Below are 24,788 nucleotides of genomic sequence, written 5' to 3'. Positions count from 1 at the left end.
TTGTTAATTTAAAATGTAATTGCAGTCGTCTGTTCCTATCGGTGAACCGTCAGGAATACGCGGTGCTGGCTCCAATTTGAATTTCTCAGGATGCTCCCGAAATTCTGAAATCATGCGTCCAAATTGTGACGCATAAGGTTTCAAACTTTTCTTTTTATCATATAAGCTTAAATATATTTCTGCAAGGGCTTCATTTGCCTTGGCTTGAACCTGAAAATAAGCAGCGTCAGAGACGGCAAGGTTCATAATATACTTTAAGACACTGACATTAATAGATTGCTGAATTTCGAAGAGATATGGATCCTTATGACTTTTACCAAAAGAATTTGCGATGAGGTCATTAAGCACTTCCTCAAATCCCAATTGATTATCATCCAAACTTTTTTGCTGTACCAACCTGTTGGCGCGTTGCGGGTTTAGTAAAAATTCCAAAGCCATATCACTGGCGGTCGAGGCAGCACTCAGAGCGTCAAACGCGACTCCTGTTTTCCCTGAGAACGACTCGCGCGTCTTACTATAACCAAATGCTCGCGGCGGAAACAATGTTAATTTTTCCTTTGGGATGGCTAAGGTTTCTGCCGAAATGGAAGACATCAAGGCTTTTAATGCCTCCTTTTGAATCTTTGCCTCCAACACTTCGGTTATTAATTGACCATCGTTTTTAAGTGCATAGCTATAGTTTAATCCGCCAACTAGTTTGGAAGTGGCTTCAGTCTGATATCTGTGGAAAAAATAAAGTGGAACAAATACATCTTCCAAAAGAGAATAAGGCTCATGGTTTCTGATATTATCTTTGGAAAAATTTGAAATAGCCTGTTCTCGAACTTTCAAAACGCGTTCAAGTTCTTGGGATGCACTTTTACCATTGTCCCATAGATGGGCATAAGCATGCGCGCCTCCTGGGGCACGGGCGTCTGAATCTGAAATAAATCGAAGACCTTCATCTTGAGCGTTCTTTAAAATATCATTTAGCGCTGCTTTTTCATCGCTGTTTTTATCATATTGAGAATAACTATACGCAACGGTTACTTTATCCCATACACCAATGCCGTCGGTATAAGCGTTTTCCAAACTTATAATTCCATTATCCAAGGTGATTTTAGGATGGGGATAATCCATAACTGAGGCATCGTTGTTGCTACTTGCGGCAAAGTTGTGCGCAAATCCAAGTGTATGGCCAACTTCATGGGCACCCAACTGACGCATTCTGGCCAGCGCCATTTTTAACATAGGCTCATTATTGTTGTCAGACTCTGCAAAAGGCCGATTCAATAAAGCTTGGGCAATCAAAAAATCCTGACGGATGCGCAAACTCCCTAAACTCACATGACCTTTAATAATTTCTCCTGTTCTTGGATCGACTACAGAAGCGCCATAACTCCAACCTCGTGTAGATCGATGCACCCATTGGATCACATTATAGCGGCAATCCATGGGATCAGCATCTTCAGGTAACATTTTTACCTGAAAAGCATCTTTATATCCAATGGCTTCATAGGCATCGTTCCACCAACGGGCACCTTCCAACAATGCAGATCGCACAGGTTCTGGTGTTCCGGGATCAAGATAATAAATGATTGGTCTTTTGGCTTCACTCATCGCCAATTCGGGATTTTTCTTTTCCAATCGGTGTCTAATGGCAAATCGTTTGACGATGTTTTCTTCAATTGGAGTGGCGTAATCCATAAAGGAAATCGAAATCGCACCGCTACGCGGATCAAATTGGCGCGGTTTATAATTATCATCTGGCAACTCTATAAACGAATGGTGTTGGATCACAGTTAACAAAGATGATGTTGGAGTGACACTTCTAATGTTTCGACCTTTTGCATCACCTTCAAAAGTCAATAAGACTTCAAATTCTACATTTTTTGGGAACGCTTTCGTGCGCTCTAAAGAAAGTGCACTTTTAGAGAGATCAACCTTGTAAGTCCCTTCGTCCTGAGCTTTCAATCTTTTGGCAACGCCATGGGCATCTTCCATCAAAAATGGCGTCAAATCGATGATATATTTTCCCTCGACAGCTTCTTCTATTTTAAATCCGAACAACACGGATTGTGCAAATGCTTGCTCAATGCTCTTCTTTTCAGGCGCATTATCCGTAATGGCACGGAAATTCTGATTAGGCTGCACCAGTAATAATTTATTACCCGCCTTAACAAACTTCACAATGCGAGTATCACCCAATTGACCTCTATCTAATCCGATGTCATTGGAACCAACTCCACTTGCCAGGCTATTTACATAAAGAAATTCGCGATCTATTTTATCGACTTCCAAATAGATCTTATCCTGTTTTTCTTCGTAATAAAAATTAAAAAGACCTTTATAAGCTTCTACTTTCTTATCCTTCAAAACCTGTGAAAATGAAGGACTTGCACTTAAAACTAAAATGAGATAAAGAAGATGTTTTTTCATAATGGCTAATTAGCCCATAAAACTACACAAATTAACTTAAAAAAATTATCGCATTATTTCTTTAATTCTGCTTAGTTTTAATGATATCTTTGCGCAAAATTAACACTAAAAATGACTCCATCCGATCAAGTTAAAGGTCTTGTAGAACGCCTTGGTGCGTTGAGGAGGTATCTTTGACATAGATGCCAAAACTATTGAGATAACAAACGAAGAAGTACAGACCTTCGACCCGAATTTCTGGAATGATTCCAAAGCCGCCGAGCTTGTAATGCAATCATTACGCGAAAAAAAACATTGGGTTGCCGATTATAAAATTGCCAAAACACTAGTTGAAGAATTGGAAGTGTTTTATGAATTCTATAAAGCGGAAGAAATTTCGGCTGCAGAATTGGAAGCGCATCTTAAGAAAACCATCGATCATATTGAAAAATTAGAGTTCAAAAACATGCTTTCGGAAGAAGGTGACAGTTTGAGCGCAGTTCTTCAAATCACTTCCGGTGCCGGTGGTACCGAATCCTGTGACTGGGCAAGTATGCTCATGCGCATGTACCTGATGTATGCTGAAAACAACGGATTTAAAGTAAAAGAACTCAACTTTCAAGAAGGTGATGTAGCTGGTATAAAAACAGTGACTTTAGAAATTGATGGCAATTTTGCCTTTGGTTGGTTGAAGGGTGAAAATGGCGTCCACCGATTGGTGCGCATCTCTCCTTTTGACAGTAATGCCAAACGTCATACTAGTTTCGCCTCGGTTTACGTGTATCCACTTGTGGATGACACCATAGAGATTGATATTAATCCGGCAGATATAGAAATTACCACAGCACGCTCCGGTGGTGCTGGAGGTCAAAACGTTAACAAGGTGGAAACTAAGGTGCAGTTGGTCCATAAGCCAACAGGTATTCAAATTTCATGTTCAGAAACCCGATCGCAACACGACAATAGATCAAGAGCCATGCAAATGCTTAAATCGCAGTTGTATGAAATTGAACTTCAAAAACAATTGGCGCAACGAGAAGATATTGAAGCTGGTAAAATGAAAATCGAATGGGGAAGCCAAATTCGAAATTATGTCATGCATCCTTATAAGTTGGTGAAAGATGTTAGAACAGGACACGAGACTGGAAATGTTGACGATGTCATGGATGGTGAAATTGAAGAATTTCTAAAAGCATATTTGATGTTGATGGGCCAAAAGGATGAGAATCCTAATGAACTTTAGATGTAGAGAGATTGAAGTTGAAGTTGAAATTGAAATTGAAGCTGAAAACTGAGTACTGAAAACTAAAAATTGGGCACTGACTGCCCGTCCGCTTGCCCGCTCGTAGCAAAGTGATGACGGGTTGCATTTACCAAAGCGTTAGACAAAATTAAACAAGAGATTGCCACTTTTGTGGGAAATGATATGAAAAAAATAGACACCATAATCTTCGACCTTGGAGGCGTTCTTATCGACTGGAACCCAGAATACGTATATCTCGATGCTTTTGATGGCGATAGAGAAAAAATGCAATGGTTCTTTGACCATGTCTGTACGCACGACTGGAATGAAAACCAAGATGCCGGCTATCCACTTGAAAAAGCAACCGAAGAACGTATTGCACTTTTCCCTGAGCATGAAGAATTGATCCGAATGTTTTATGGAAGATGGGAAGAAATGCTAGGTGGCGCTATTGATGGTACCGTTCAAATCTTAAAAAAATTGATGGACAGCAAACAATTTCAAGTGGTGGCTCTTACCAATTGGAGCCATGAGACCTTTCCTATTGCGCTTCAAACCTTTGATTTTTTACATTGGTTTGAAGGCATTCTTGTCTCCGGGGAAGAGAAAACTCGAAAACCTTTTAAAGACATTTACCAATTGACTTTGGACCGTTTTAATATTGAAGCAGAACGTTCTCTTTTCATAGATGATAATCTTCGAAACATCATGGCGGCCAAAGAGATGGATATCAACACCATTCATTTTAAAAATCCAAAACAACTAGAAGAGGAATTAATTGCTTTTGGCATTAATCTCTGAGAATTACCTCATACGAGCTTGTTGGTTGATGCTGAGGATAGATGTACCTTTGCAAATTCTTTTAAAAACCACTAGTACATATGATTTTAATCTATCACAATCCACGATGCAGCAAATCTAGGGAGGCATTGGATATTCTTGAAACTAGCAAAGCCGATTACGAAGTTATTAAGTATATGGACCAATTGCTGAGTATCGAAAAACTTAAAGAACTCATTACACTCTTAAAAATCCAACCTATTGAACTTGTAAGAACTAATGAGGCCATCTGGAAGGAAAATTTTAAAAATTCTGACTTAACTGATGATGAGCTTATTGCTGCCATGGCAAAACACCCAAAGCTAATTGAGCGTCCAATTGTTATTAACGGGAACAAAGCTGTTATTGGGCGTCCACCACAAAAAATCCTCAAAATTCTATAGGGTTTCTTTAACACAACTTTAACCAAACCTCATTAAACCAAGTTCTATTTTTGCACTCTTAATAATTAAACCACCCTTATTATGGTTGCAAAAACAATTAGACTATCTCTTGTAATGCTTTTTTTAAGCATCACAACTTCCTATGCGCAAACTAAAGATGCCATGGAGAAGGAAAGAGAAAAGTACATGCAAAAACAAATGGATGACTATAGAGATCGTGTGGATACTTTTGTAAAGTTGCTAAATGTGGACGATTTTGAAGGAGAAATCATTAAGCAGAAAGTTGATGATTTCTATAAAAAACGAAATCAGATCATTTATTCTGAAATATATCAAGAATACGAAAAAAAATCGATGGTTGATCAATTAAAAATTTCACATTTCTCAGACGTTAAAGAACTCTATACGGAAGATACCATCGCGTCCATTCAAAGATTTCTAGACGATAACAAAGCAGAAATAAAAAAATTACAAAAGACAAAAACTAAAAAAAACAATTAAACTAATGAAACTAATTCCCTACGTATTTACCCTACTTTTTTTATTAACTTCAAACCTTATTTCCGCTCAAGAAGAAGTTTCCATAACAGGTATTGTTATGGACAAAGATGTTAATCAGCCTCTTGAGTATGCAACGATCGCTTTTTTCAGCAAAAAAGAAAACAGAATTGTTACAGGTGGTATCACTGGTGAAGATGGAAAGTTTGATATTAAAGTGCCAAGAGGCACCTATGATATTTCTGTAGAATACATTTCTTACGGAACTAAAACAATTCCCAATAGAACCTTGGTCCAAAATACTGATTTAGGTGTTTTAGGCATCGCCATTGACGCACAAGCGTTAGGGGAAGTTTCCATTATTGCGGAGCGAACCAGCGTCGAAATAAAATTAGACAAAAAAATATATACTGTTGGTCAAGACCTGACTGTTAGAGGTGGGACCGTAAGTGATGTTTTGGACAATATTCCTTCCGTTTCTGTGGATGTTGAAGGTAATGTCGCTTTAAGAGGAAATGAGAACGTTACCATCTTAATCAACGGTAAACCTTCTGGATTGGTCGGATTGAACTCAACAGATGCTTTGCGTCAGTTACCAGCCGAGTCTATTGAACGTGTTGAAGTCATCACTTCTCCATCTGCAAGATATGATGCCGAGGGTACTGCGGGGATTTTGAATATTATTTTACGAAGAAGTAAACTTCAAGGCCTAAATGGAGCTGTTACCGCAAATGCCGGTTATCCTGCAACTGCTGGTCTTTCTGGAAACATCAACTACAGAACTGGTGATTTCAATTTTTTCAACACTACGGGATATACCTATAGAGAATCTCCTGGAAATTCATTTACAGATACCCAATTCTTCAACATTAAGCGTGATGAAAATGGAAATGTCATTGAAGATAGACCCGATACATTTTTAAACGAAGTAAGTGAATCCAATAGAGAAAGCAATAGCATTTCCACCAACCTTGGTGTGGAGTGGTATATTAATAATACAGCTTCTTTAACAACAGCTTTGGTTTATAGAAATAGCAACAGTGACAACAATTCAACGAATTTTAGTAGAGAGTACGACTTTAATAAGAATCTGACTTCAGTTTCTGAACGCTTCGATCCACAAGTTAGAGATGATAAAACCGTACAATACTCCGTGAATTTCAACAAGCAATTTAATGACGATAGCCAACATAAATTGACTTTTGATTTTCAATATGAAACAAGTGATGAAGACAACAAGTCTTTAATTTCTCAAGATGGGGCGACCATAGAGCGTGTTCAAACTCTTCAAAACCAAGACAAAATTCTATTGCAAGCCGATTACGTACATCCTTTAGGAAATAACAGTCAGTTTGAATTGGGTTACCGTGGTAATTTCAATGAAATGGATACCGATTATAGCTTGGAGTATTACGAAGATGATAATTTTGAATTGGACACAAATGTTAGCAACAATTTGATTTACAGAGATTATATCAATGCCGTTTACACCCAATTTGGAAGTAAGATCAACAACAAGTTTTCATATTTACTAGGCTTACGTATGGAAAGTGCCCGCATCACCATCGATCAACAGACTACCAGCGATTTGCAAAAAAAGGATTATGCTGATTTGTTTCCTACAGTCAACTTAGGCTATGAGTTAGATGAAAACCAAAGTTTACAACTTGGGTATAACCGTCGTATTAGAAGACCTTATTCTCGATTTATCAATCCGTTTCCATCACGAAGCAGCCCAACAAGTGTGTTTCAAGGAAATCCAGATATCGATCCGAGCTACTCAAATAAAGTGGACTTAGGATTTATTAAGAAAATTAATAAGTTTACATTAAACTCTTCCATTTATTATGAGAGAGCAACGGACGTTTTTAATTTCATCAGTGAAGCTACAGGTGATTTCTATATTAGAGATATCAACTTTACTATTAATGAAAATGATCCAAATTTTAATGATGTCACATCGCAATATGAAAGCGTGATTCCTGTCATAAGAAGAACGCCTATTAATTTAGCGACAAATGACAGATTTGGTTTTGAGTTTACTTTATCCTACCGAGCTTCCAAAGACTGGAACGTGAATGGTAATTTCAACTTATATCAATCTAAAACAGAAGGTATTTATAAAGAGGTAGATTACGGTGCAGAAAACTTAAGTTGGTTTTTCCGTTTGAACAACAAATACACCTTACCTGGAAATGTTGATTGGCAAACACGAATATTTTATATGGGGCCAAGTGAAGACGCCCAAAACAAACGTGAAGGTATGTTCTCTACGGACATGGCTTTTAGTAAGGATGTATTTGATGATCGTGCCTCAATTGCATTTAACGTAAGTGATTTATTCAATACCCGAAAAAGAGCTATGGAATCCTTCACTCCTGATTATAACAGTGCTTCAGAGTACCAATGGAGACCACGTAGCTATAATGTATCTTTCACATACCGTTTCAACCAACAAAAGAAACAACAAAGAAACATGGAGCGCGGCAATGGTGGCGATGGCGGCGACTTCGATTTTGAAGGATAGACTCCGGTTCCAAGCGTGAAGCTTGAATCAGGTAACAAAAAAAGCGGTTTCAAATTTGAAACCGCTTTTTTTGTTTTAATGTCCCGTCATGAAATAACGATACACTAAAACCTTAGTGTAATTTAAACATCAAAAGTTCTTGGCATGTAGTAAATAGCAATGCAAATAAAAAAACGCATCGAAGATCCTATACACGAATACGTCCACTCTTATCCAACCCGATGTTGCCACAATACAAATGCCCATACTACATCAATCGGAAACAGTACCAATCAAAAAAGCTGAGCAACTATATCATTGCTCAGCTTTAGGTATAAATTTGATCCTTTAATAATCTCTATGGACTATTTAGAATTGGACTATATTTAATATCAACTATTTTAGGTCATCTAATGTAGTACCTTCTTTTTTCGCTTTACGTTCAGCCTGCATCTCTTTAAAGCGCTCCATTGAAGCTCCAAAGACCCAATATGGAATCACAAAAGTCATTAAAAAAATCATTAACCAAAAACCCATGGTCAATATCGTCATAAACGCCAAAAATCCTAAATACTGGTCAAATGTAAACATGTTGCAAGTTGTTTTAATAATTATAGCAAATATAGGAGAAACGTTTAGTTTATACAATACCTATTTTATGATTTATTAACAGAGTTTTAAAGACTTCATGACGTTCAAGATGATAGTTCTATTTTTCTGTCCTTCTTTTTCTGTCTAAAAGTAAGGTGGTATTTTCCACTTCGCTGTTACCTTTGTCTTTAGGAATTAAAATATAAAACCATTAACAAATTCTCTTCAAAAAGGCTAACTTTGTGGAGTAACCAATCATCAGATATTATGGAATACAGAATTGAAAAAGACACTATGGGCGAGGTTAAAGTACCTGCCGATAAACTTTGGGGCGCACAAACAGAGCGTTCCCGAAATAATTTTAAAATTGGAGCAGCCGCATCGATGCCTCTGGAAATTATTTATGGTTTTGCCTATCTTAAAAAAGCAGCGGCTTTTACAAATTGCGAATTGGGCGTTTTACCCATTGAAAAACGTGATATGATTGCTCAAGTCTGTGACGAAATCCTGGAAGGCAAGCACGATGACCAATTTCCTTTGGTCATTTGGCAAACCGGTTCTGGCACACAAAGTAATATGAACGTCAATGAAGTGATTGCCAATAGAGCACAGCAATTAGCTGGCAAAAAAATTGGTGAAGGTGATCCGGTTATTAGTGCGAATGATGATGTCAACAAATCACAGTCTTCAAACGACACGTTCCCTACCGGAATGCATATTGCTATTTACAAAAAAGTAGTTGAAAATACTATTCGTGGTGTCATACAGCTTCGTAACACACTACATAAAAAAGCTAATGATTATAAAAATGTGGTGAAAATTGGGAGGACCCATCTAATGGATGCAACGCCAATCACGCTCGGACAAGAAATTTCGGGCTATGTAGCACAATTGGATTATGGCCTAAAAGCTTTAGAGAATACTTTACCACATTTAAGTGAATTGGCTCTTGGTGGAACCGCAGTGGGTACGGGTTTGAACACACCTAAAGGTTATAGTAAACGGGTTGCAGAGTTCATCGCCAAGTTTACAGACTTACCTTTCATTACCGCTCCCAACAAATTTGAGGCCCTCGCTGCACATGATGCTTTGGTAGAAACGCATGGTGCCTTAAAACAATTGGCCGTGAGTTTAAATAAAATAGCCAATGACATCCGTATGATGGCGTCTGGTCCAAGAAGTGGGATTGGAGAAATCATCATTCCGGCCAATGAGCCAGGAAGCTCAATCATGCCTGGAAAAGTGAATCCAACTCAATGCGAAGCCTTAACTATGGTTTGTGCCCAAGTTATTGGAAATGATGTTGCCGTCACTGTTGGCGGAACCCAAGGCCACTACGAATTGAACGTTTTTAAACCTATGATGGCGGCAAACCTATTGCAGTCCGCTCAATTATTAGGTGATGCTTGTAAGAGTTTTGATGAGCATTGTGCACAGGGTATTGAACCCAACTTGGATGTAATTAAGCACTTATTGAATAACTCTTTGATGTTGGTCACTGCTTTAAATACAAAAATAGGTTATTATAAAGCGGCTGAAATTGCTAACACAGCACATAAAAATGGTACGACCCTGAAAGAAGAAGCTATCAATTTAGGATATGTCACTGCCGAAGAGTACGACGATTGGGTGAAACCAGAAGAAATGGTCGGAGGGCTTAAATAATCGGTTTTGATCAAGGTTTTATTTAAAGATTTAAAGCCTTCATAATTTTATAAAAAAGCAAGTTTATTTTTAATAACTTGCTTTTTTTTATGCGTATTCCGCAGCTAATTTTTATTAATACACCATTATGTCCATACTCATTATCAACATCAAGGAACTGATTCAAGTTAGAGAACACAACGTGACCATAGTCAAGGGCGCCGATATGAAAATTCTTCCTACCATCAAGAATGCTTATCTCATTATAGAACATGACACGATTGTTGAATATGGTCCTATGTCAGATTATATTGATTATCATGCAGAAGAAGTCATTGATGCCAAAGGAAAAATGGTGCTTCCTGCCTGGTGTGATTCCCATACCCATATTGTTTATGCTGGAGACCGATCTCAAGAATTTGTAGATCGAATCAATGGTTTAATTTATGAAGAAATTGCCGAACGTGGCGGTGGAATCTTAAATTCTGCTGAAGTACTTCAGAACACTTCAGAAGAGGATCTTTATCAACAATCTTTAAAACGATTGAACCGCGTGATGCAATTGGGCACTGGAGCGGTAGAAATAAAATCGGGCTATGGCTTGACGGTGGAAGCCGAATTGAAAATGCTCCGGGTTATTAAACGATTGAAAAAGGAGTCCTTGGCCACGATTAAAACGACCTTACTTGCCGCACACGCAGTCCCGAAAGAATTTAAGGACAATAAAAAAGGTTTTGTAGATCTTGTGGTTTCTGAAATGATCCCGGAAGTCGCCAAATCTAAACTTGCGGACTATATCGATGTGTTTTGTGAAAAAGGATATTTCGATTTGGAAGATACAGATCGTATTTTGACCTCTGGGAAAGCATTTGGTCTAATTCCCAAGATTCATGTCAACCAATTCAATGCCTTTGGCGGTGTAGCCCTCGCTGTGAGGCATAAAGCCCTATCTGTAGACCATCTTGAAGAAATGAGAACAGAAGACATAGAAGCCCTAAAAAACAGCATTACAATGCCTGTAGCCCTTCCCTCCTGTTCCTATTTTCTAAGTATCCCATATTCACCCGCACGTCAAATTATGGATGCCGGATTGCCATTGGCATTAGCTACAGATTATAATCCAGGATCCACACCAAGTGGTAACATGAACTTTGTGGTGAGTACAGCCTGCATCAAATTAAGAATGACGCCAGAAGAAGCCATTAATGCCGCCACTATAAATGGCGCTTATGCCATGGGCATTTCAAACCAGTACGGAAGCATCTGTAGAGGGAAAAAAGCAAATTTAATCATCACCAAAGAAATAGAAAGTTATAATAACCTGCCGTACGCTTTTGGCGACAATCTTATAGACACGGTTATCATTAGTGGAAAAGTCTTGGATTAACTGTCGCGAATAACACGCTAATATCCGCATATCCCATCATATGAAAACATAAAAAAACCCGAAAATCACATGACTTTCGGGTTTCTGTTTATATAAATAGCTTCTGACTATTCTAAAGTGAATTCTGTAGTTGACACCAACTCTTTCTTGTTGAAAATATTTACTATATAACGGCCTTTTGAAAACTCACCTTTTGGAGCAACAAACTCACAGATATTCAGGTTTCTGTTTTCATAGTTGAATTTACTCACTAAACTATAGTTCAATACCGTTTCACCAAATTGAATTTGCTCATTGGCACCCAATACATTATCACTTGGATCCAAGACCTGCACATACAACTCTTTATCACCTGCACCAACTAAAGTGTTTTTTGCAACCGTATAACACAGTCTAATTTTATCACTACGACGCGCTCTTTCGGTTGGGATCAGTTTTCCTGAACTTCTCTCTATCACACCAAAAGCTTTTAAACCTACAGTTTGCAATACCGCAGCATTTTCAACCACTGTTGCCAATTCTGTATTTTGAACCAATAATGAGTCTGTAAACATGGTACGCTCTGCCAATCTTACATTCGTACTATCTAAAGAGGTAGCCAATAAAGCGTTTTGAATCTTAAGTTTATCGTTTTCAGTTAAAAGAACATTCATTTCCTCTTGTAATGACAAATATTTCTTTCTGAAGCTCATTAAACTATTGACACTGTTTTGAGATATTTTCAAAGAATCCATTAATCCTTGAATTCTATTTCTAGCTTCCGTTAAGTCTTCATTCGCTATTTTGTTTTCTCCAATGGCAATATCATACTGCTTTGCCATATTACTTAAATCACTCATAACCAATTGCTTTTCTTTGGTTAATTGAGCTTCATTTATCTTTTTATCATTGTACAATTTTGAGGTATAAAAGCCTGTGCCGATAAACAAGGCTAATAAGATACCTAAGGCAATCTTTAATCCGGTATTTTTGTTACTGTTTGTACTTTCCATAAGTTTTGTTTTTAGTTATTGATACTTAAATTAACACTGGTTTTGTTATTTTTGATTATTGGAAAAAATAAAAAATGTAATTTTAATACATCAAATGTAAAATTAAAATCCCAAAAATGGAAAAACTTGTTCTATTTAATAAAAACGATTTAGAAACTCTTCTTAAAATAAGAGCTAATGAATCCAAATTTGGAGAACACATTCAATTACTTTCCAATGCTTCCCATATATACGAATCCTTAACACCTTTGGATGTTGACTACGTTATATTCGGAATCCCTGAAGATGTTGGTGTATTTGCAAACTACGGACATCGAGGCGCCGCCAAGGCATGGGATGCCACTCTAAAGGTTTTGTTAAACATTCAGAGCAATGGCTTTACAAATGCAAATAAAGTACTCATCCTTGGGTATTTAGACTTCTCTAAAGAGATGGGAAAGATTGACCAATATGATGCTGCCGATAAAAAACACATTGAAAAAGCCAGAAAACTTACTGAAAAAATCGATAAACATGTCACTGATCTAGTATATCAAATTGTGCGCTCCGGAAAAAAACCCATTATTATTGGTGGCGGCCATAACAATGCCTATGGTAATTTAAAGGGCACCTCATTAGCTTTCAAAAAGCCCATCAATGCTGTTAATTTTGATGCTCATTCTGATTTTAGACGAGAGGAAGGCCGCCATAGTGGCAATGGCTTTAGCTATGCCTATGTAGAAGGATTTTTGAAAAATTATTTCATTTTTGGATTGCATGAAAACTATACTTCAGACCATATTTTTAAAACCTTAGACCGATTTAAAGCACTACAATTCAACACCTTTGAAGCTTTAACTATTAGAAAGGATAAAAAGTTTAAGGCCGAATTAGCACGGGCAGCCAAACATGTTGCTGGTAAACCTTTTGGGGTAGAAGTCGATTGTGATGCCATTAAATATATTCCAAGCAGCGCCATGACACCAAGCGGATTCAGTATCAAAAAAGCTAGGGCATTTGTGACCTATTTCGGAAAACAACCCAATGCTGCTTATTTGCATATTTGTGAAGCCGCACCAACAGCGGAAACAGAAACTATTGTTGGCAAGCTCATTACCTATTTAATCACCGATTTTATGAGGGCAAATCAATCAATCTATGAAACAAAATAAACAATATCGAATCGACTTATGGTTATTTATAGGCAGCATCGCAGTATTACTGTTCCTATTGTTCATGAACCTAATGTTTGACGAATCGGGCAAAAACTCTTTCAAAGCTGTTATGGAATGGATTACGATCCCAATATTTATCATGGGCGCCTTTATTCCTTTGATTGTTATTTTTAGGTTTATAATGAAAAGAAATGCGAGCAGATCTTTAGCCATGTTAACTTTGCTCTTTTCATTATTGACCGCAGTGATGATCGGATATACCACACTGGTTTAGAGCTTAAATCTATTCGTTTTGACAGGTATTACTGAGAATTTATATCCTCTCTAGTTTAATTTTTTTTAAGCAAATACCTAATTCGTATAGAATTCGGAATACATTAATTCCCCACCGACTTTAAAGAATCTATCGCCCGTTGCAGTTTTTCAATTTCATCAGCATTGGCATTGACTTTAGGAATTGACTGGATGGAATCTATCACTCTTTTTATATCTACGTCTGATGGATCTGTGATTTCGTCATAAAAGTAGCCAATACCCTCACTCGCTCTCCAAGCTTCGTTTAATTCATCGTACACTGTTTTGTCCCATTGACTTGGATGTTTGACATCAATCCAAATTACATTGCGATATTCACTATCTATCAAAGCCAAATCTGGAGTTGCTGAACCGTCAAACTTTTGTGAATCGGCTTTTACAGCGGATACTGTTCCCAAGAAAAACATCCGCCTGCGTCCTGCTATATCTTTAATATAAGGTCTAAATTCAACTGGTTTATTAACCGACCAGTCATATTCCTTGCGCGATTCAATAATCTTCAATGGCATGGCAGATACGCCCGCATAACCTTGTTTTTTGGCGGCATGATCATAATAATAAAGTTTATCTGTGCCATCTGCCGGAACAAAAACACTGTAGGTCAAACTTGTGCGTTCCTCTCCAATAGGTTCCAACCCAAACCAATGGTACAAACCACTATAAGCTTTGGCATCCACGTCATCAAAATTAAAATCCGTTACAAAAGGCTGTTCATTTTGATCATCCGGCATATCCGGAATTTTAACGGCAGTCTCCATTTTCCATGGTAGAGGATCTGTAAAACCTCCCAAAAACTTTAAGGATTCTGCTTGCAAGCGCGATACATTTTCTGATAAAGTATTTTGTTTGGTCAAAAATGGATGGTTTTTCATTTCTTCTGGACTGATGTACGTGCCCTTTCCAATCAAGACGCGCTCCAAATAATCATTGAAATTGTGTTTCCCACTGTCAATGACCATCACACCTCCAAAAGTTGGATAGGGGAAAAAGAAACCTTTCCATTTGATTAAACTGACCACTTCTACCCAATTCCCAGAATCGTTTTTCATATAAAACGTATCTCCAGGCTCCATGGTAAACAACTGAAAAATATTGAATCGCTGTACTACGGCATTGTAGGTATTTCGACTAAATTTTAAGGATTCACCTATTGAAAAAGTCACAGGAATACGATTTTCATTAGAAAACCTCGGAAATGGTGACGTGCTGGAAACAGAGAAAATCTCTTCAGTATTCTCGCTAATTTGCTGCATGGTATATTTCTCCGAAGGTTGGATAGCCATAGTCCATTTATTTTCACCATCTACCCTAACCAAATGAGGCAAAGACACATCTTTTGTTTCACCAACCGACTCATTTGCCATAGAGAAAATATTGCGTAAAGGTTGAATGCGTTCGTTTTGTGTCAATGGCAATTCGTTGATTTCAACTCTATTCAAATGATTGAAAACATTATACGTTTTCATATAATCATACATTTTAAAGTGCCATCCAACAAAATAAAGCAATCCAAAAAACAGAGTCAAGAGTAACAAAATTCCTAAACGGCGCCCGACACCTACAGCGTTTCTAAAAGTTCGCAGTCCAAAAAACAACACTAAACCTATCAAAAGAATTACAAAAATGTATTTTCTAATGAATAATAGAAAAGGTTGGTAATCATCCCGAAGGAAAAACAATAAGATTATTAAAACCAAGACACTGATAATGGTGATGGTTTTTTGTCTACGTCCTCTATTCCAATAGTTCTTTATCATGGTTGTATGTTGTTTGTTGTCTGTTGTGTGTTGTATGTTTTGTTTTGTGTTGTTAAGAGTAAATGAAGTGTAATCATATCATCAATCTAAAATCGTTAATCAAAAATCGTAAATCTAATTTACATCAACCCTTTATCCTTCAACCGCTCTCTTGCACTCTTTTTAGGTGGTTGTGTTTCTTCTTCAATTTCTTTTTTGGCTTCTTCAACCACTTTTGGTTCTCTAGACGTAATATCCTTGACAAAATCTTTGCTTTGCTCAATGGCATGATCAAACTTTTCTTCTAAAGAGTCACTATGCTCATCAATGACTTTTTCGGATTTTAAAATAAATCCTCCGATATAAGTTCCCAAAAGTGTCCCGACAATACTTGAGGCAAACACGGAGATTGTTGCAATATCAATCGGAATCAAGAAGCGGGCGATTAAAATCCCAACCAGAAAAATCATGGCAATAAATACCAAACGCAAAATAAATTTTTGCTGATACAGAAATCCTGTAGGGTCGTTTGGCGACATTTGAAGTTTTTTGGAATACATCATTTTATTAAAAAAACGATACATTCCGTTACCTGTAGATTCTCTCCAATAAAGAAGAATTCCGAATAAAATTGAGCCGATGAAAACGATGATCTCTAAAGTCATTTTTTTGGTTTTTATAAATTAAACTCCTTCCAAAGGAGAAGTATTATTCTTTCAAAGCGAAGAAGAGTTCGTTGATATCTATTTCGATTGTTCTGATATAATTACGAATAAACCCTTCCGTCTTTAGGCTCTTTACTGAGCCTAAATCCACCTTCCCTTTCAAGGGAAGGAATTTTTTTAATAATCTTTATCTCAAAATTTCTCAAAACTCATGACTTAAGAAAAATCAAAACTTCTCCTCCTTGAAAGGAGGAGTGGATTCATTCCGAGAAAACGGGATGAAGACGAGGTGGTTGACCTATTCTTCTTCTAAAAGGCTTTCTCTCTGATTTAATCCAAATTCAGTTCGACAAACGCAATTAACATGTAAAGAAAACTTGGAACTATTCACCTCCCTTAAAATTAGTCTAAAAAACTTATATATTGTTACGAATCGTCGCAATCACCCAATCTTTCAACGAATCATCCCACTCTTTATAATTGTTATAAAACTGTTCTTTGTCGTACCAATACAAAAATAACACATCTAAAGACGAAATATTTACCAGCAATTTCCATATCAAATCTTGATGTTTTGCATTTAGAGATGAATGTGGCTGTTGCAAAGCTTCAAAAAGTTTCACATCGACTATATCTGCCAATTTGTATTGATTGCTGACTTCCATTTTTTCAAGGTACAATTCAACACTCATCACCTTTTTACGTTCTTCAATGGGCAATTTGTTCAAATATCCTTTGAACAATACTTTATCATCCAAAATATCTTTTATAGAATGCTGTGTGTTCTTTAGAAACTGGGAAAACATGAATTTTTTGATCCGATCATAACGCGCGGTCTTAACTACTTCATCCAAATCATATTCAATAATCAAATGGTCTCGCAATTTATCCAATAACTCAGGTTGTGAAATGTGGTAAATCAACACATCATGAGAAGTGTCTTTAATGGCTTCCTTATGCCATTTTTCATCTTCAAACACCACAATTGGAGTAATAAAATCGCGCAAGACATACACACCTCCAAAGGCTTTTGTGTAAAAGGAATCCGTTGAAAAATAAAGTTCTTGAAGCTCTAAATTTCTGTGTCTTAAATCGCCATAAGTTTTTGCTGAATCCAATAATCGTTGGTGCAGATTTTCATCGATAAAATTATGTCCTTGTTTAAACGTGTCGATCAACTGAAACTGCTGTTTTTGCACTTTATCAAGATTGTTGATCAGTTTAAAGCTAATGGAAATATCCTTGTATTTCAAAACGTCCAAGGGCTCATAAAAGGCATCAATATATTGGTCAAAATCTACACAAATCGCACAATCTCTGGTAATGTCAGCAATGATATCACCATGCGTCTTGAAAATCAGTTGCATCATCTCTCTGTCAAAGGTGTGAAATGGCATATAGACAGGTTTTCCTTTTTGCAACGGTGTAATGATAATGGCATTTGGATTGGATTCACCATTATTCAGATAATGAATTTCCTTTTTCTCTTCAGCAATTTCAGGGCTCCAACCCAAACCATCGATTGAAAAACTTGTGAGCGCAGTTTCCGTTAACCCTAAAATTTTAAGGCACTGATTATACCGCTCTACCAATTTCCCACTGATTGGGATGAGATCGTTTCTAAATAATTGAGCTGCTTTTAGTTTTTCCATGTTTACTTCCCACGAAAGTGAGAATCTCTATTTCTTGTTTCTTGTTTCTTGTTTCTTGTTTCTTGTTTCTTGTTTCTTGTTTCTTAAAAAGAATTATTTTTATTCACTGCCATTCGGACAGCTGGTTTATTCTTTCAACTTTTTTATCAACTTTATATTTCCATCAATAGGTGCAATCGAAACTTCATCTTTTCCTTTTATCACATAAAATACGTACAGGCTATTTTTGCCCAGCATTTTTATTTCTTGTTGTTCACCATCTTTAAAAAGTATAAGATGTGTCAGTTTAAAATCGTCATTCTGAATTCTATCATTTGTTTTGTTTCCACTTCCGATTGCTAACCCAATAAACAAAGAAAACACAAAGAAACATATGAACATAAGGGCACCGTTTTGACTTTTAAGCCTTGCGATTGCTTTTTCTAATCTCTGTTTGTTTTTGCCTTGTTGATAACGCTTTTTAGTTCCTAACCAACCGTAATATCTGGGCATTACTTTTAAGTACCCATAAGCAAGAAATACTGCCACTACCACTGTAAATCCTAAAACTAAGTTTCCGAAAATCACTGAGATTGGGCTAATCAAAACATCCAAAATAGAGGAGTAATCCAAAATATTAACTCCTAAAAACTTATAATAAATCGTTTCATGGAAAATACCAAGTATCAATAAAAAGATGTACCCAATTGAAAGGTAATCCTGCAGTGCAAGAACTTTATTGGTGTTACTTTCAGTTATTATTTCTCCTTCTGTCATCATGACAATTATTTAAAAATGTTATGAATTTGCGCATACTGCAATAAAATAATGGTTTTGGCGTCCTGAATTTCTCCCGATGACATCATTTTCAAGGCTTTTGAAAAAGGTATTTCCATCACTTCAATCTCTTCGTGTTCAGTTGCCAATCCTCCGCCTTCACTTACTTTCATATCCTCTGAATAACGCGCAACAAACAAATACATTTTTTCGGTTAAGGCGCCAGGTGACATATATGTTTCCATTACCTTTTTAACGTCTTTAACCTTATATCCAACTTCCTCTTCCACTTCTCTAATTATGGTAGATTCTGGCAAATCGTTATAATCTATGGCTCCAGCGCAGACTTCAATGGACATTGCTTCATCTTTATTAGTATGATAAATTGGCATCCTGAATTGTTTGGTCAAAATAATAGTGCTCTTTTCAACATTATATAATAAAATTCCCGTGCCATGTCCGCGATCATAACTTTCTCTCGAAACGCGTTTCCACGTGCCATCCTTAAACTGATAATCATAATTGATCTCCAATAAAATAGCCCAGGCTTTGGAAAGTGTTTTAATGGCGATATTTTTTATGTTTTTTGGCATTGTTATTTTTCTTGTTTCTGGTTTCTTGTTTCTTGTTTCTTGTTTCCCGCCTCTGCAAATGCTGTCCGCCTCTACAAAAGTTTCGGGCAAGCGGACGGGCAGGCTCATTTCTAAGTTAAAATTATTCTTTAGTCTATTTTCTCTACTCTATTCTCTATTCTCTACTTTTCAAACATTTTTCGTGCTTGCAACTCTATGTTAAGTTGGTTGACTCTTGCATCGACTTGCCGTTTAAAATCGGTGTCAGCGATGGTGGCGACATTATCCAAATAACGCACCACTTCCTGACGTCTTATTTCAGAAAAATTAAGTCCTTTCATATTGGCGCGCATCAATTCCTGAAGCATGTTAAATTTGGTCTCATAAGTCTGTTTAAAATAAATTTCGGGATTATCAAACCATGAGGTTTCTAAATCAAAGTCGGTTAAACGCAAGGATATCGCCGATTGGATATTCCTGACATCTCTTGACGAAAAGAACAGGAAAACCTTTTGAATTTCCTTATATAAATTGGCGTAAAATTGATGTTCATTGGTTTGAAACTGATTTTCCACCCGATCATAAACGGCATGTACGCGTTCTTCTGATGGCTTATCAACTGCGCTCAAAATCTCCCCCATGTTTTTCGCTAAGCCTTGATCTTGAAGATAGTTATAATGGTTTGGATCTTTCATATTTATGAAATCCGGCATCGTTTTCTCCAACTTGCGCCACCATAAATGATCTTGATCCAAAAAGTCATGTTCTGTTCTTGCACCATCAATTTTAAATCGACCTTGTACACGAGAAATCACTGCTTTATCCAGCATCTCTGGTAAATTAGTGAACAATCCTATGGAACTATTACCATAATTTACGGCATAAGCACCTTCCGTATATCTTAAAAACACCCCAATAACCTCTTTAACACCAGCGGAAACGCCTTGGGCAGTTCGTTCTTGCAAGTTGTTTTCAGCATCATCAATTGGTGCGAAAATCAATTTTGAGGGGTCTTGCATGGGTTTCATCCATTCCACCATTTTTTCGGCAGAACCACCTTGAAATGTTGAAATCAAAGTATCAGGCATTGGATGGAATAGAAACGGAATCTCCAAATGGTCGCAATGTTCCTTTAATTTTGTGGCGATAGCTGCAATGAGCATACTTTTTCCTGTTCCAGGAATGCCGTAGCCCATAAATACTGGCATAAATCCGCCCAATTCCTGAAACGGATTCTTTTTTGCGGTAAAATCGTAACTCAACATGCGTTCGGTTAATCGTCGTGCAAAATGTTTGGCGTCTTTGTTTCCGACAATCTGCTCGAACCTAATTTTGTTGAATTCGACACTTTGGGCAGCACCAGCGAAAACATTGTTCCATCCCGAGATTGCAAATTCGGAATGCTCAAGTTTATAAGTCCTGTCCAAAATGGTTTCCTGATGCTCCAAGGTGGCTTTTCGCATTTGGATTTCATCAATAAGGGCTTCAAAGAAAACCACAGTAAAATCGGCTACATCCTTATCACTTTTGATTATATCAGGATGTCCTAAATATTTGTCATAATAGAATAAAGTACAGGCAACACCTTTTAACGGCGATAAAAAAGAAACTTCAGGAATGCCAGCAAATTTTTGTTTCATGACGCTTAAATCATCAGAAGCATAGGGTTTTAGATTGTGTAAAATATTATAGGCGGCAGAAAACAACATAAATGCTGTTGCAGTATGCATTTTGCTTTCATACTCTCGTTTCCCCATGCCATCCAATGAAGATTTGCGCTCATTTAAACTGGATAATCCTGAAGCATTATAATAACTATCCTTGATCCAGATGCCTAATGTCAAACCTTCCTGAACGGCATATAAAGTTTGGTTAAGCAATATAGGGATGGCGATGGAATCTGGTAACAGGCGTTTTTTAAGATCTAAAATCGTTTTGGAAACCGATGTGGTTTCTGCAATATTAGAACCATTATTGGCTCTGGAAAGATAGAGGAGAATGGAATCGTCCTTGGCGTCCTTATCTTTGTTTTTGGCACGTTGCCCTTGCTCCCATTGGATGCTTTTAAGATACGACGCTGCTTCATCGCGAAGCATATCGAGGTCGTTTTGCTTTATTGGGAAAGTTGAGTTTTGTTGCATTGGTTGATTTATGATTTATGTATTGAATTAGCCACGAAACTGCCCGTCCGTTCAGGCGGGTGCACGACTATTTAAATTTTATAATCTCCATAAATTCTCCTCCTTTCAAAGGTGGAGTGGATTCATCCCGAGATAAGGGATGAAGACGAGTTGGTTGATTAGAACCCTTCCGTCTTAAATTCCTCTACGGGAATTTAATCCACCTTCCCTTAAATAGGGAAGGAATTTTTATCCTTTATTTAAAAAACTTTTAATGCTTAACAATTAAAAGTCCTGATTCTTGATTCTTTTGAGCGCAGCGGTCTTGGTTCTTTCCTTAAACTTTACTTGTCTTCACATTCGAAATTAAACAGGTTAATATTTAAACCCTTCCGTCTTAAATTCCTTTTCGGGAATTTAATCCACCTTCCCTTAAAAAGGGAAGGAATATTTTTTCGTTTATTTAAAAAACTTCTAATTCTTCACTATTTAAAGTCTTGATTCTTGATTCTATCAGCGCAGCGGTCTTGGTTCTATTTCACACTTTACTTATTTTCAAATCCGCAATCTGAATCGGAGGTTTTGCCAAGCTATTCATTATTTCCGGTGTTTTGCTGTATAATAACTGAATGATGCGATGTGGCGCCAATACAAAACTTTGATGAATGGGTTCCTTCCATTTCTGTAAAATTTGTTTTGAGAAATAGCCACCTTCACTAAATTCGCTGCCTGAAAACACTTCGTCAATGCTTAAGGACAGTGCGTAGCTTTCTAAGGGCACCACTTTATCTGCAATATTTTTTAAAATAGCATGAGTGATTTGGTTTTCATCTTTCGCAAATACATTGTGAAAAGGACCTAAATCAATGCGTTTAATGTGTTTTGGTTTGATATCCTTTAATTTCCTATCAATACCATAAGCCATAACATCCAAGTTCATTTCTCTATCGGCGGTGTTTTTTAACACTTCGTAAATTTGAGTTTTTATGGTTTCTATATTGGTACCTTCAAAATCAAAATACATATAGCAAACAAAAGGTCGGTTGCAACCCACGTCAAAAAAGCTCCAACTGGTCATAAATTCGGCGGCTGAGTTTTCGGGGGCTTTGATGATTTTTCCTTGTACAAACCGGTTGAAAATAAATTTTTGCTCAACGGAAGTATAATAGACAATGGAAGCTGCTTGAAACAATCTGCTTTTTTTAATGGCTTCTTTCTTTCGGAGCAAAGTATCTAAAAATTCTTCCTGCAACTCACTCACATCTTTGAGCTTGTTGACATAGTTTTCCTTTAATGACAAATCATTGAACAAATAACGGAATTCCAAATAGTTTGGAAAACCAGATTCGGTCAAATCGACTTTCATATTTTCCTCTTCATCATACATATACTTGACACGCATGGCTTCAATAGAATACAATAGCAAATCAGCATATTGTTTAAAAAAAATGAGTTCCTGATGGGTACACAAGTTGTCACGTTGTGCACTCACAATTAATTCTTTTAGCGCAAAATCGACCATTTTATGATAAAATACATACTGATCCTTGGAGTCGAGATATGCAGAATCTAATGGTGTTACGATGTGATTAATGGACACTTATTATAATTAAAAATTAATAATGAAAAATTATGAATGATTCCAAATGTAGCTATTGCCTAAACACGCGTTAAGGGTTGCAGCGGCATCCTTTTTTCTTTTTCAGAAAAAAGATACAGCGGAAAACCTGACCACGCTTTTTCGCGTGGGAACGCCATGAACAAAAAACCAATCTTTTGTTTCATGAGATTAGCTACGCTGAACTTAAAGGTTCCCACTTTCGTGGGAATTTATTAAGACAATAAATCGTCGCTATTGGTTTCTCGTTTTGGTGTTGCGGCAGGTTTTTCTGCATCGTCATTTCCTGAAGGCGCAGTAGCATCTGCTTTATAGTAATCTTCAAAGATTTCCTTCATGTCAATGCCATAACGCTCGGCAAAATTCTTTTGAATATCGGCATCTTTGGTACGGATTTCCTGTAAAGCTTCTGCATAACTGCTGTAAACACCTTGCATTACCTTCTCATGTACTGGAATGTTTTCCATCATCTCTTGACGTGCTTTAGCACTTGCAGTATGCATTGAGGCTAAAGTTTCTCCAATATGCTCGTCGGTTTTGACACCCAAATGTTCTAAAATAGCTGCAAACTCCTGATCTGTTCGCGCTTTAAGTGCCACGACATACCCGTCATAATATTTTAGACGCTCTTCTGTATCGCTCTTTAATTTAGCACGATGCGTTTGTAAATTACTTCTTAAGGACGTCAATACTTTAATGGTGAGATTGTGTTTATGCACAAAACTATCTTTACTTGCCGCCAACGTAGTGTAAGCATTTTTGAGACCTTCCAGCTCTTCAATTTTTTGCTCCAGAGTGGTTACTTTACCTACAGTTTGCGCATAATCAGCAGATTGCTTGTCCACAATTTCGTCCAATTCCTGACGTGCCTGTCTTAATAATGCGTAATTATCATCGAGCTTTCCCTCTACTTCTTTTTTCTTCTCTAAAGCGCGGGTGTGATTTTTAGTAGCTTCAACAATAGCAATTTGAAGTTTGTCTTCCACCTCTTTAATTTCAACTTCCCTGTTTTTTAAACGGGATACTGCAGCCTGACTTTTATAGGATAATTCACCCAATAGAGTTTGAACATCGGCGCTTTCAATACGCTCTTGGAACAGGGCTTTTGCTTTATTGTCAGCACCTGCCCTAACTTTTTCTGCTTCCTTAAACTCCTGCTCCTCTTGTTTGATCTTGCTTTTGCGTCCCCAGAGATTGTTCCACCAGGTATCAGGTTTATTACGTGCATCTTCCAATTCAATACGAGCGCGTTCCAATGCTTTTTGGGCATCGTCTATGACACGTTGCTCGTCAGGATTGAGAGAGGAGAATTTTTCAAAGATAATTCCTACTTCGTCCTGATAATCGGTAAGGTCCTTAATGGCGTCCAAGAGTGTTGTCCGATCTTTTTCTGCCATGTGAACGACATCGTCAAGCGTGGCGTTCAGAATTTTTTGACGAGACTGCGGATCGTCTTCCTGGGCTAACTTAGATTTCATGGTATCAATGGCTTTACCCCAATTGACATCCACTTTACCTGTTTTCTCGTTAGAATTGGTTTCTAATAAATCAAAATCATCAGACATATAGTTTTGTATTAAGTGTGTTCAAAAAATAATTTGTGAGTAGCAATTTCGTTAAAAAATATCAGTATCAAAATTATTACTCTTTAAATTATATGTACTAATTATTACATAATTGTTACAGACCTTACAAATAAGTTTTAAAATCTCTATCTTT

Annotated in this window: 20 protein-coding genes; 9 read left to right on the top strand and 11 right to left on the bottom strand. The window is 37.1% G+C overall.

Annotated elements, in window-relative coordinates; genetic code table 11:
- Positions 1–3: 3 nt before the first annotated feature.
- On the bottom strand, positions 4–2,418 hold the full coding sequence (locus ESZ48_RS13860) for a zinc-dependent metalloprotease (protein WP_129018104.1): 2,415 nt from the start codon (positions 2,416–2,418) through the stop codon (positions 4–6).
- 111 nt (positions 2,419–2,529) lie between these two features.
- Between ESZ48_RS13860 and prfB the strand changes: the two genes are divergently transcribed.
- From prfB to ESZ48_RS13835, 5 genes are all read left to right on the top strand, one after another.
- Positions 2,530–3,640 (top strand): peptide chain release factor 2 gene (prfB, locus tag ESZ48_RS13855; protein ID WP_129018103.1). Its coding sequence is split into 2 segments (ribosomal slippage): positions 2,530–2,592 and positions 2,594–3,640, totalling 1,110 coding nucleotides; the frame shifts between segments, so codons are not numbered across the junction.
- A 183-nt stretch (positions 3,641–3,823) separates the two neighbouring features.
- Positions 3,824–4,441 carry an HAD family hydrolase gene (locus ESZ48_RS13850; RefSeq protein WP_129018102.1) on the top strand — a complete coding sequence of 206 codons (618 nt, stop codon included), beginning with the start codon at positions 3,824–3,826 and terminating at the stop codon, positions 4,439–4,441.
- Positions 4,442–4,521: 80 nt separating this feature from the next.
- Positions 4,522–4,863, top strand: a complete 342-nt coding sequence (gene arsC, locus ESZ48_RS13845) for an arsenate reductase (glutaredoxin) (RefSeq protein WP_129018101.1) — start codon at positions 4,522–4,524, stop codon at positions 4,861–4,863.
- Between the two features lie 81 nt (positions 4,864–4,944).
- Positions 4,945–5,364, top strand: coding sequence for a hypothetical protein (locus ESZ48_RS13840; RefSeq protein ID WP_129018100.1), 420 nt, complete (start codon positions 4,945–4,947; stop codon positions 5,362–5,364).
- Positions 5,365–5,368: 4 nt separating this feature from the next.
- Positions 5,369–7,888: a TonB-dependent receptor domain-containing protein gene (locus ESZ48_RS13835; protein ID WP_129018099.1), complete on the top strand. Its 2,520-nt coding sequence runs from the start codon at positions 5,369–5,371 to the stop codon at positions 7,886–7,888.
- 375 nt (positions 7,889–8,263) lie between these two features.
- On the opposite strand, the gene ESZ48_RS13830 is transcribed toward ESZ48_RS13835, so the two are convergent.
- Positions 8,264–8,458, bottom strand: a complete 195-nt coding sequence (locus ESZ48_RS13830) for a hypothetical protein (RefSeq protein ID WP_129018098.1) — start codon at positions 8,456–8,458, stop codon at positions 8,264–8,266.
- Between the two features lie 267 nt (positions 8,459–8,725).
- Here ESZ48_RS13830 and fumC point away from each other — a divergent pair, with 267 nt between their 5' ends.
- Both fumC and hutI read left to right on the top strand, forming a co-directional pair.
- A complete protein-coding gene (fumC, locus tag ESZ48_RS13825) occupies positions 8,726–10,123 on the top strand; it encodes a class II fumarate hydratase (protein WP_129018097.1) in 1,398 nt (465 codons plus the stop codon).
- Between the two features lie 127 nt (positions 10,124–10,250).
- A complete protein-coding gene (gene hutI / locus ESZ48_RS13820; protein ID WP_129018096.1) occupies positions 10,251–11,489 on the top strand; it encodes an imidazolonepropionase in 1,239 nt (412 codons plus the stop codon).
- 107 nt (positions 11,490–11,596) lie between these two features.
- Here hutI and ESZ48_RS13815 read toward each other — a convergent pair whose 3' ends face one another.
- Complete coding sequence (locus tag ESZ48_RS13815; RefSeq protein ID WP_129018095.1) at positions 11,597–12,481, bottom strand: chromosome partitioning protein ParA; 885 nt, start codon at positions 12,479–12,481, stop codon at positions 11,597–11,599.
- 116 nt (positions 12,482–12,597) lie between these two features.
- Between ESZ48_RS13815 and ESZ48_RS13810 the strand changes: the two genes are divergently transcribed.
- Complete coding sequence (locus ESZ48_RS13810; protein ID WP_129018094.1) at positions 12,598–13,632, top strand: formimidoylglutamase; 1,035 nt, start codon at positions 12,598–12,600, stop codon at positions 13,630–13,632.
- On the top strand, positions 13,619–13,909 hold the full coding sequence (locus ESZ48_RS13805) for a hypothetical protein (RefSeq protein ID WP_129018093.1): 291 nt from the start codon (positions 13,619–13,621) through the stop codon (positions 13,907–13,909). The genes ESZ48_RS13810 and ESZ48_RS13805 overlap by 14 nt, the downstream gene beginning before the upstream one ends.
- Positions 13,910–14,012: 103 nt before the next feature.
- Here the strand turns inward: ESZ48_RS13805 and ESZ48_RS13800 are convergent, their stop codons facing one another.
- The 8 genes from ESZ48_RS13800 to ESZ48_RS13765 all read right to left on the bottom strand — a co-directional run bounded on the left by ESZ48_RS13800 (position 14,013) and on the right by ESZ48_RS13765 (position 24,634).
- A complete protein-coding gene (locus ESZ48_RS13800; RefSeq protein WP_129018092.1) occupies positions 14,013–15,707 on the bottom strand; it encodes a hypothetical protein in 1,695 nt (564 codons plus the stop codon).
- 119 nt (positions 15,708–15,826) lie between these two features.
- Entirely contained in the window at positions 15,827–16,351 is a 525-nt protein-coding gene (locus tag ESZ48_RS13795) for a hypothetical protein (protein WP_129018091.1), read from the bottom strand.
- A 416-nt stretch (positions 16,352–16,767) separates the two neighbouring features.
- Positions 16,768–18,003: a DUF6638 family protein gene (locus tag ESZ48_RS13790; RefSeq protein WP_129018090.1), complete on the bottom strand. Its 1,236-nt coding sequence runs from the start codon at positions 18,001–18,003 to the stop codon at positions 16,768–16,770.
- Between the two features lie 126 nt (positions 18,004–18,129).
- Positions 18,130–18,762 carry a hypothetical protein gene (locus ESZ48_RS13785; RefSeq protein ID WP_129018089.1) on the bottom strand — a complete coding sequence of 211 codons (633 nt, stop codon included), beginning with the start codon at positions 18,760–18,762 and terminating at the stop codon, positions 18,130–18,132.
- Between the two features lie 5 nt (positions 18,763–18,767).
- A complete protein-coding gene (locus tag ESZ48_RS13780; RefSeq protein WP_129018088.1) occupies positions 18,768–19,352 on the bottom strand; it encodes an NUDIX domain-containing protein in 585 nt (194 codons plus the stop codon).
- 161 nt (positions 19,353–19,513) lie between these two features.
- Positions 19,514–21,472: an AAA family ATPase gene (locus ESZ48_RS13775; RefSeq protein WP_129018087.1), complete on the bottom strand. Its 1,959-nt coding sequence runs from the start codon at positions 21,470–21,472 to the stop codon at positions 19,514–19,516.
- A 517-nt stretch (positions 21,473–21,989) separates the two neighbouring features.
- Positions 21,990–23,051: a hypothetical protein gene (locus tag ESZ48_RS13770; protein ID WP_129018086.1), complete on the bottom strand. Its 1,062-nt coding sequence runs from the start codon at positions 23,049–23,051 to the stop codon at positions 21,990–21,992.
- 233 nt (positions 23,052–23,284) lie between these two features.
- Positions 23,285–24,634, bottom strand: a complete 1,350-nt coding sequence (locus ESZ48_RS13765; protein ID WP_129018085.1) for a coiled-coil domain-containing protein — start codon at positions 24,632–24,634, stop codon at positions 23,285–23,287.
- Positions 24,635–24,788: the final 154 nt, after the last annotated feature.

The sequence above is a fragment of the Gelidibacter gilvus genome (assembly GCF_004115975.1).
Taxonomy (GTDB): domain Bacteria; phylum Bacteroidota; class Bacteroidia; order Flavobacteriales; family Flavobacteriaceae; genus Gelidibacter; species Gelidibacter gilvus.
This window is presented reverse-complemented; position numbering and strand designations above follow the sequence as displayed.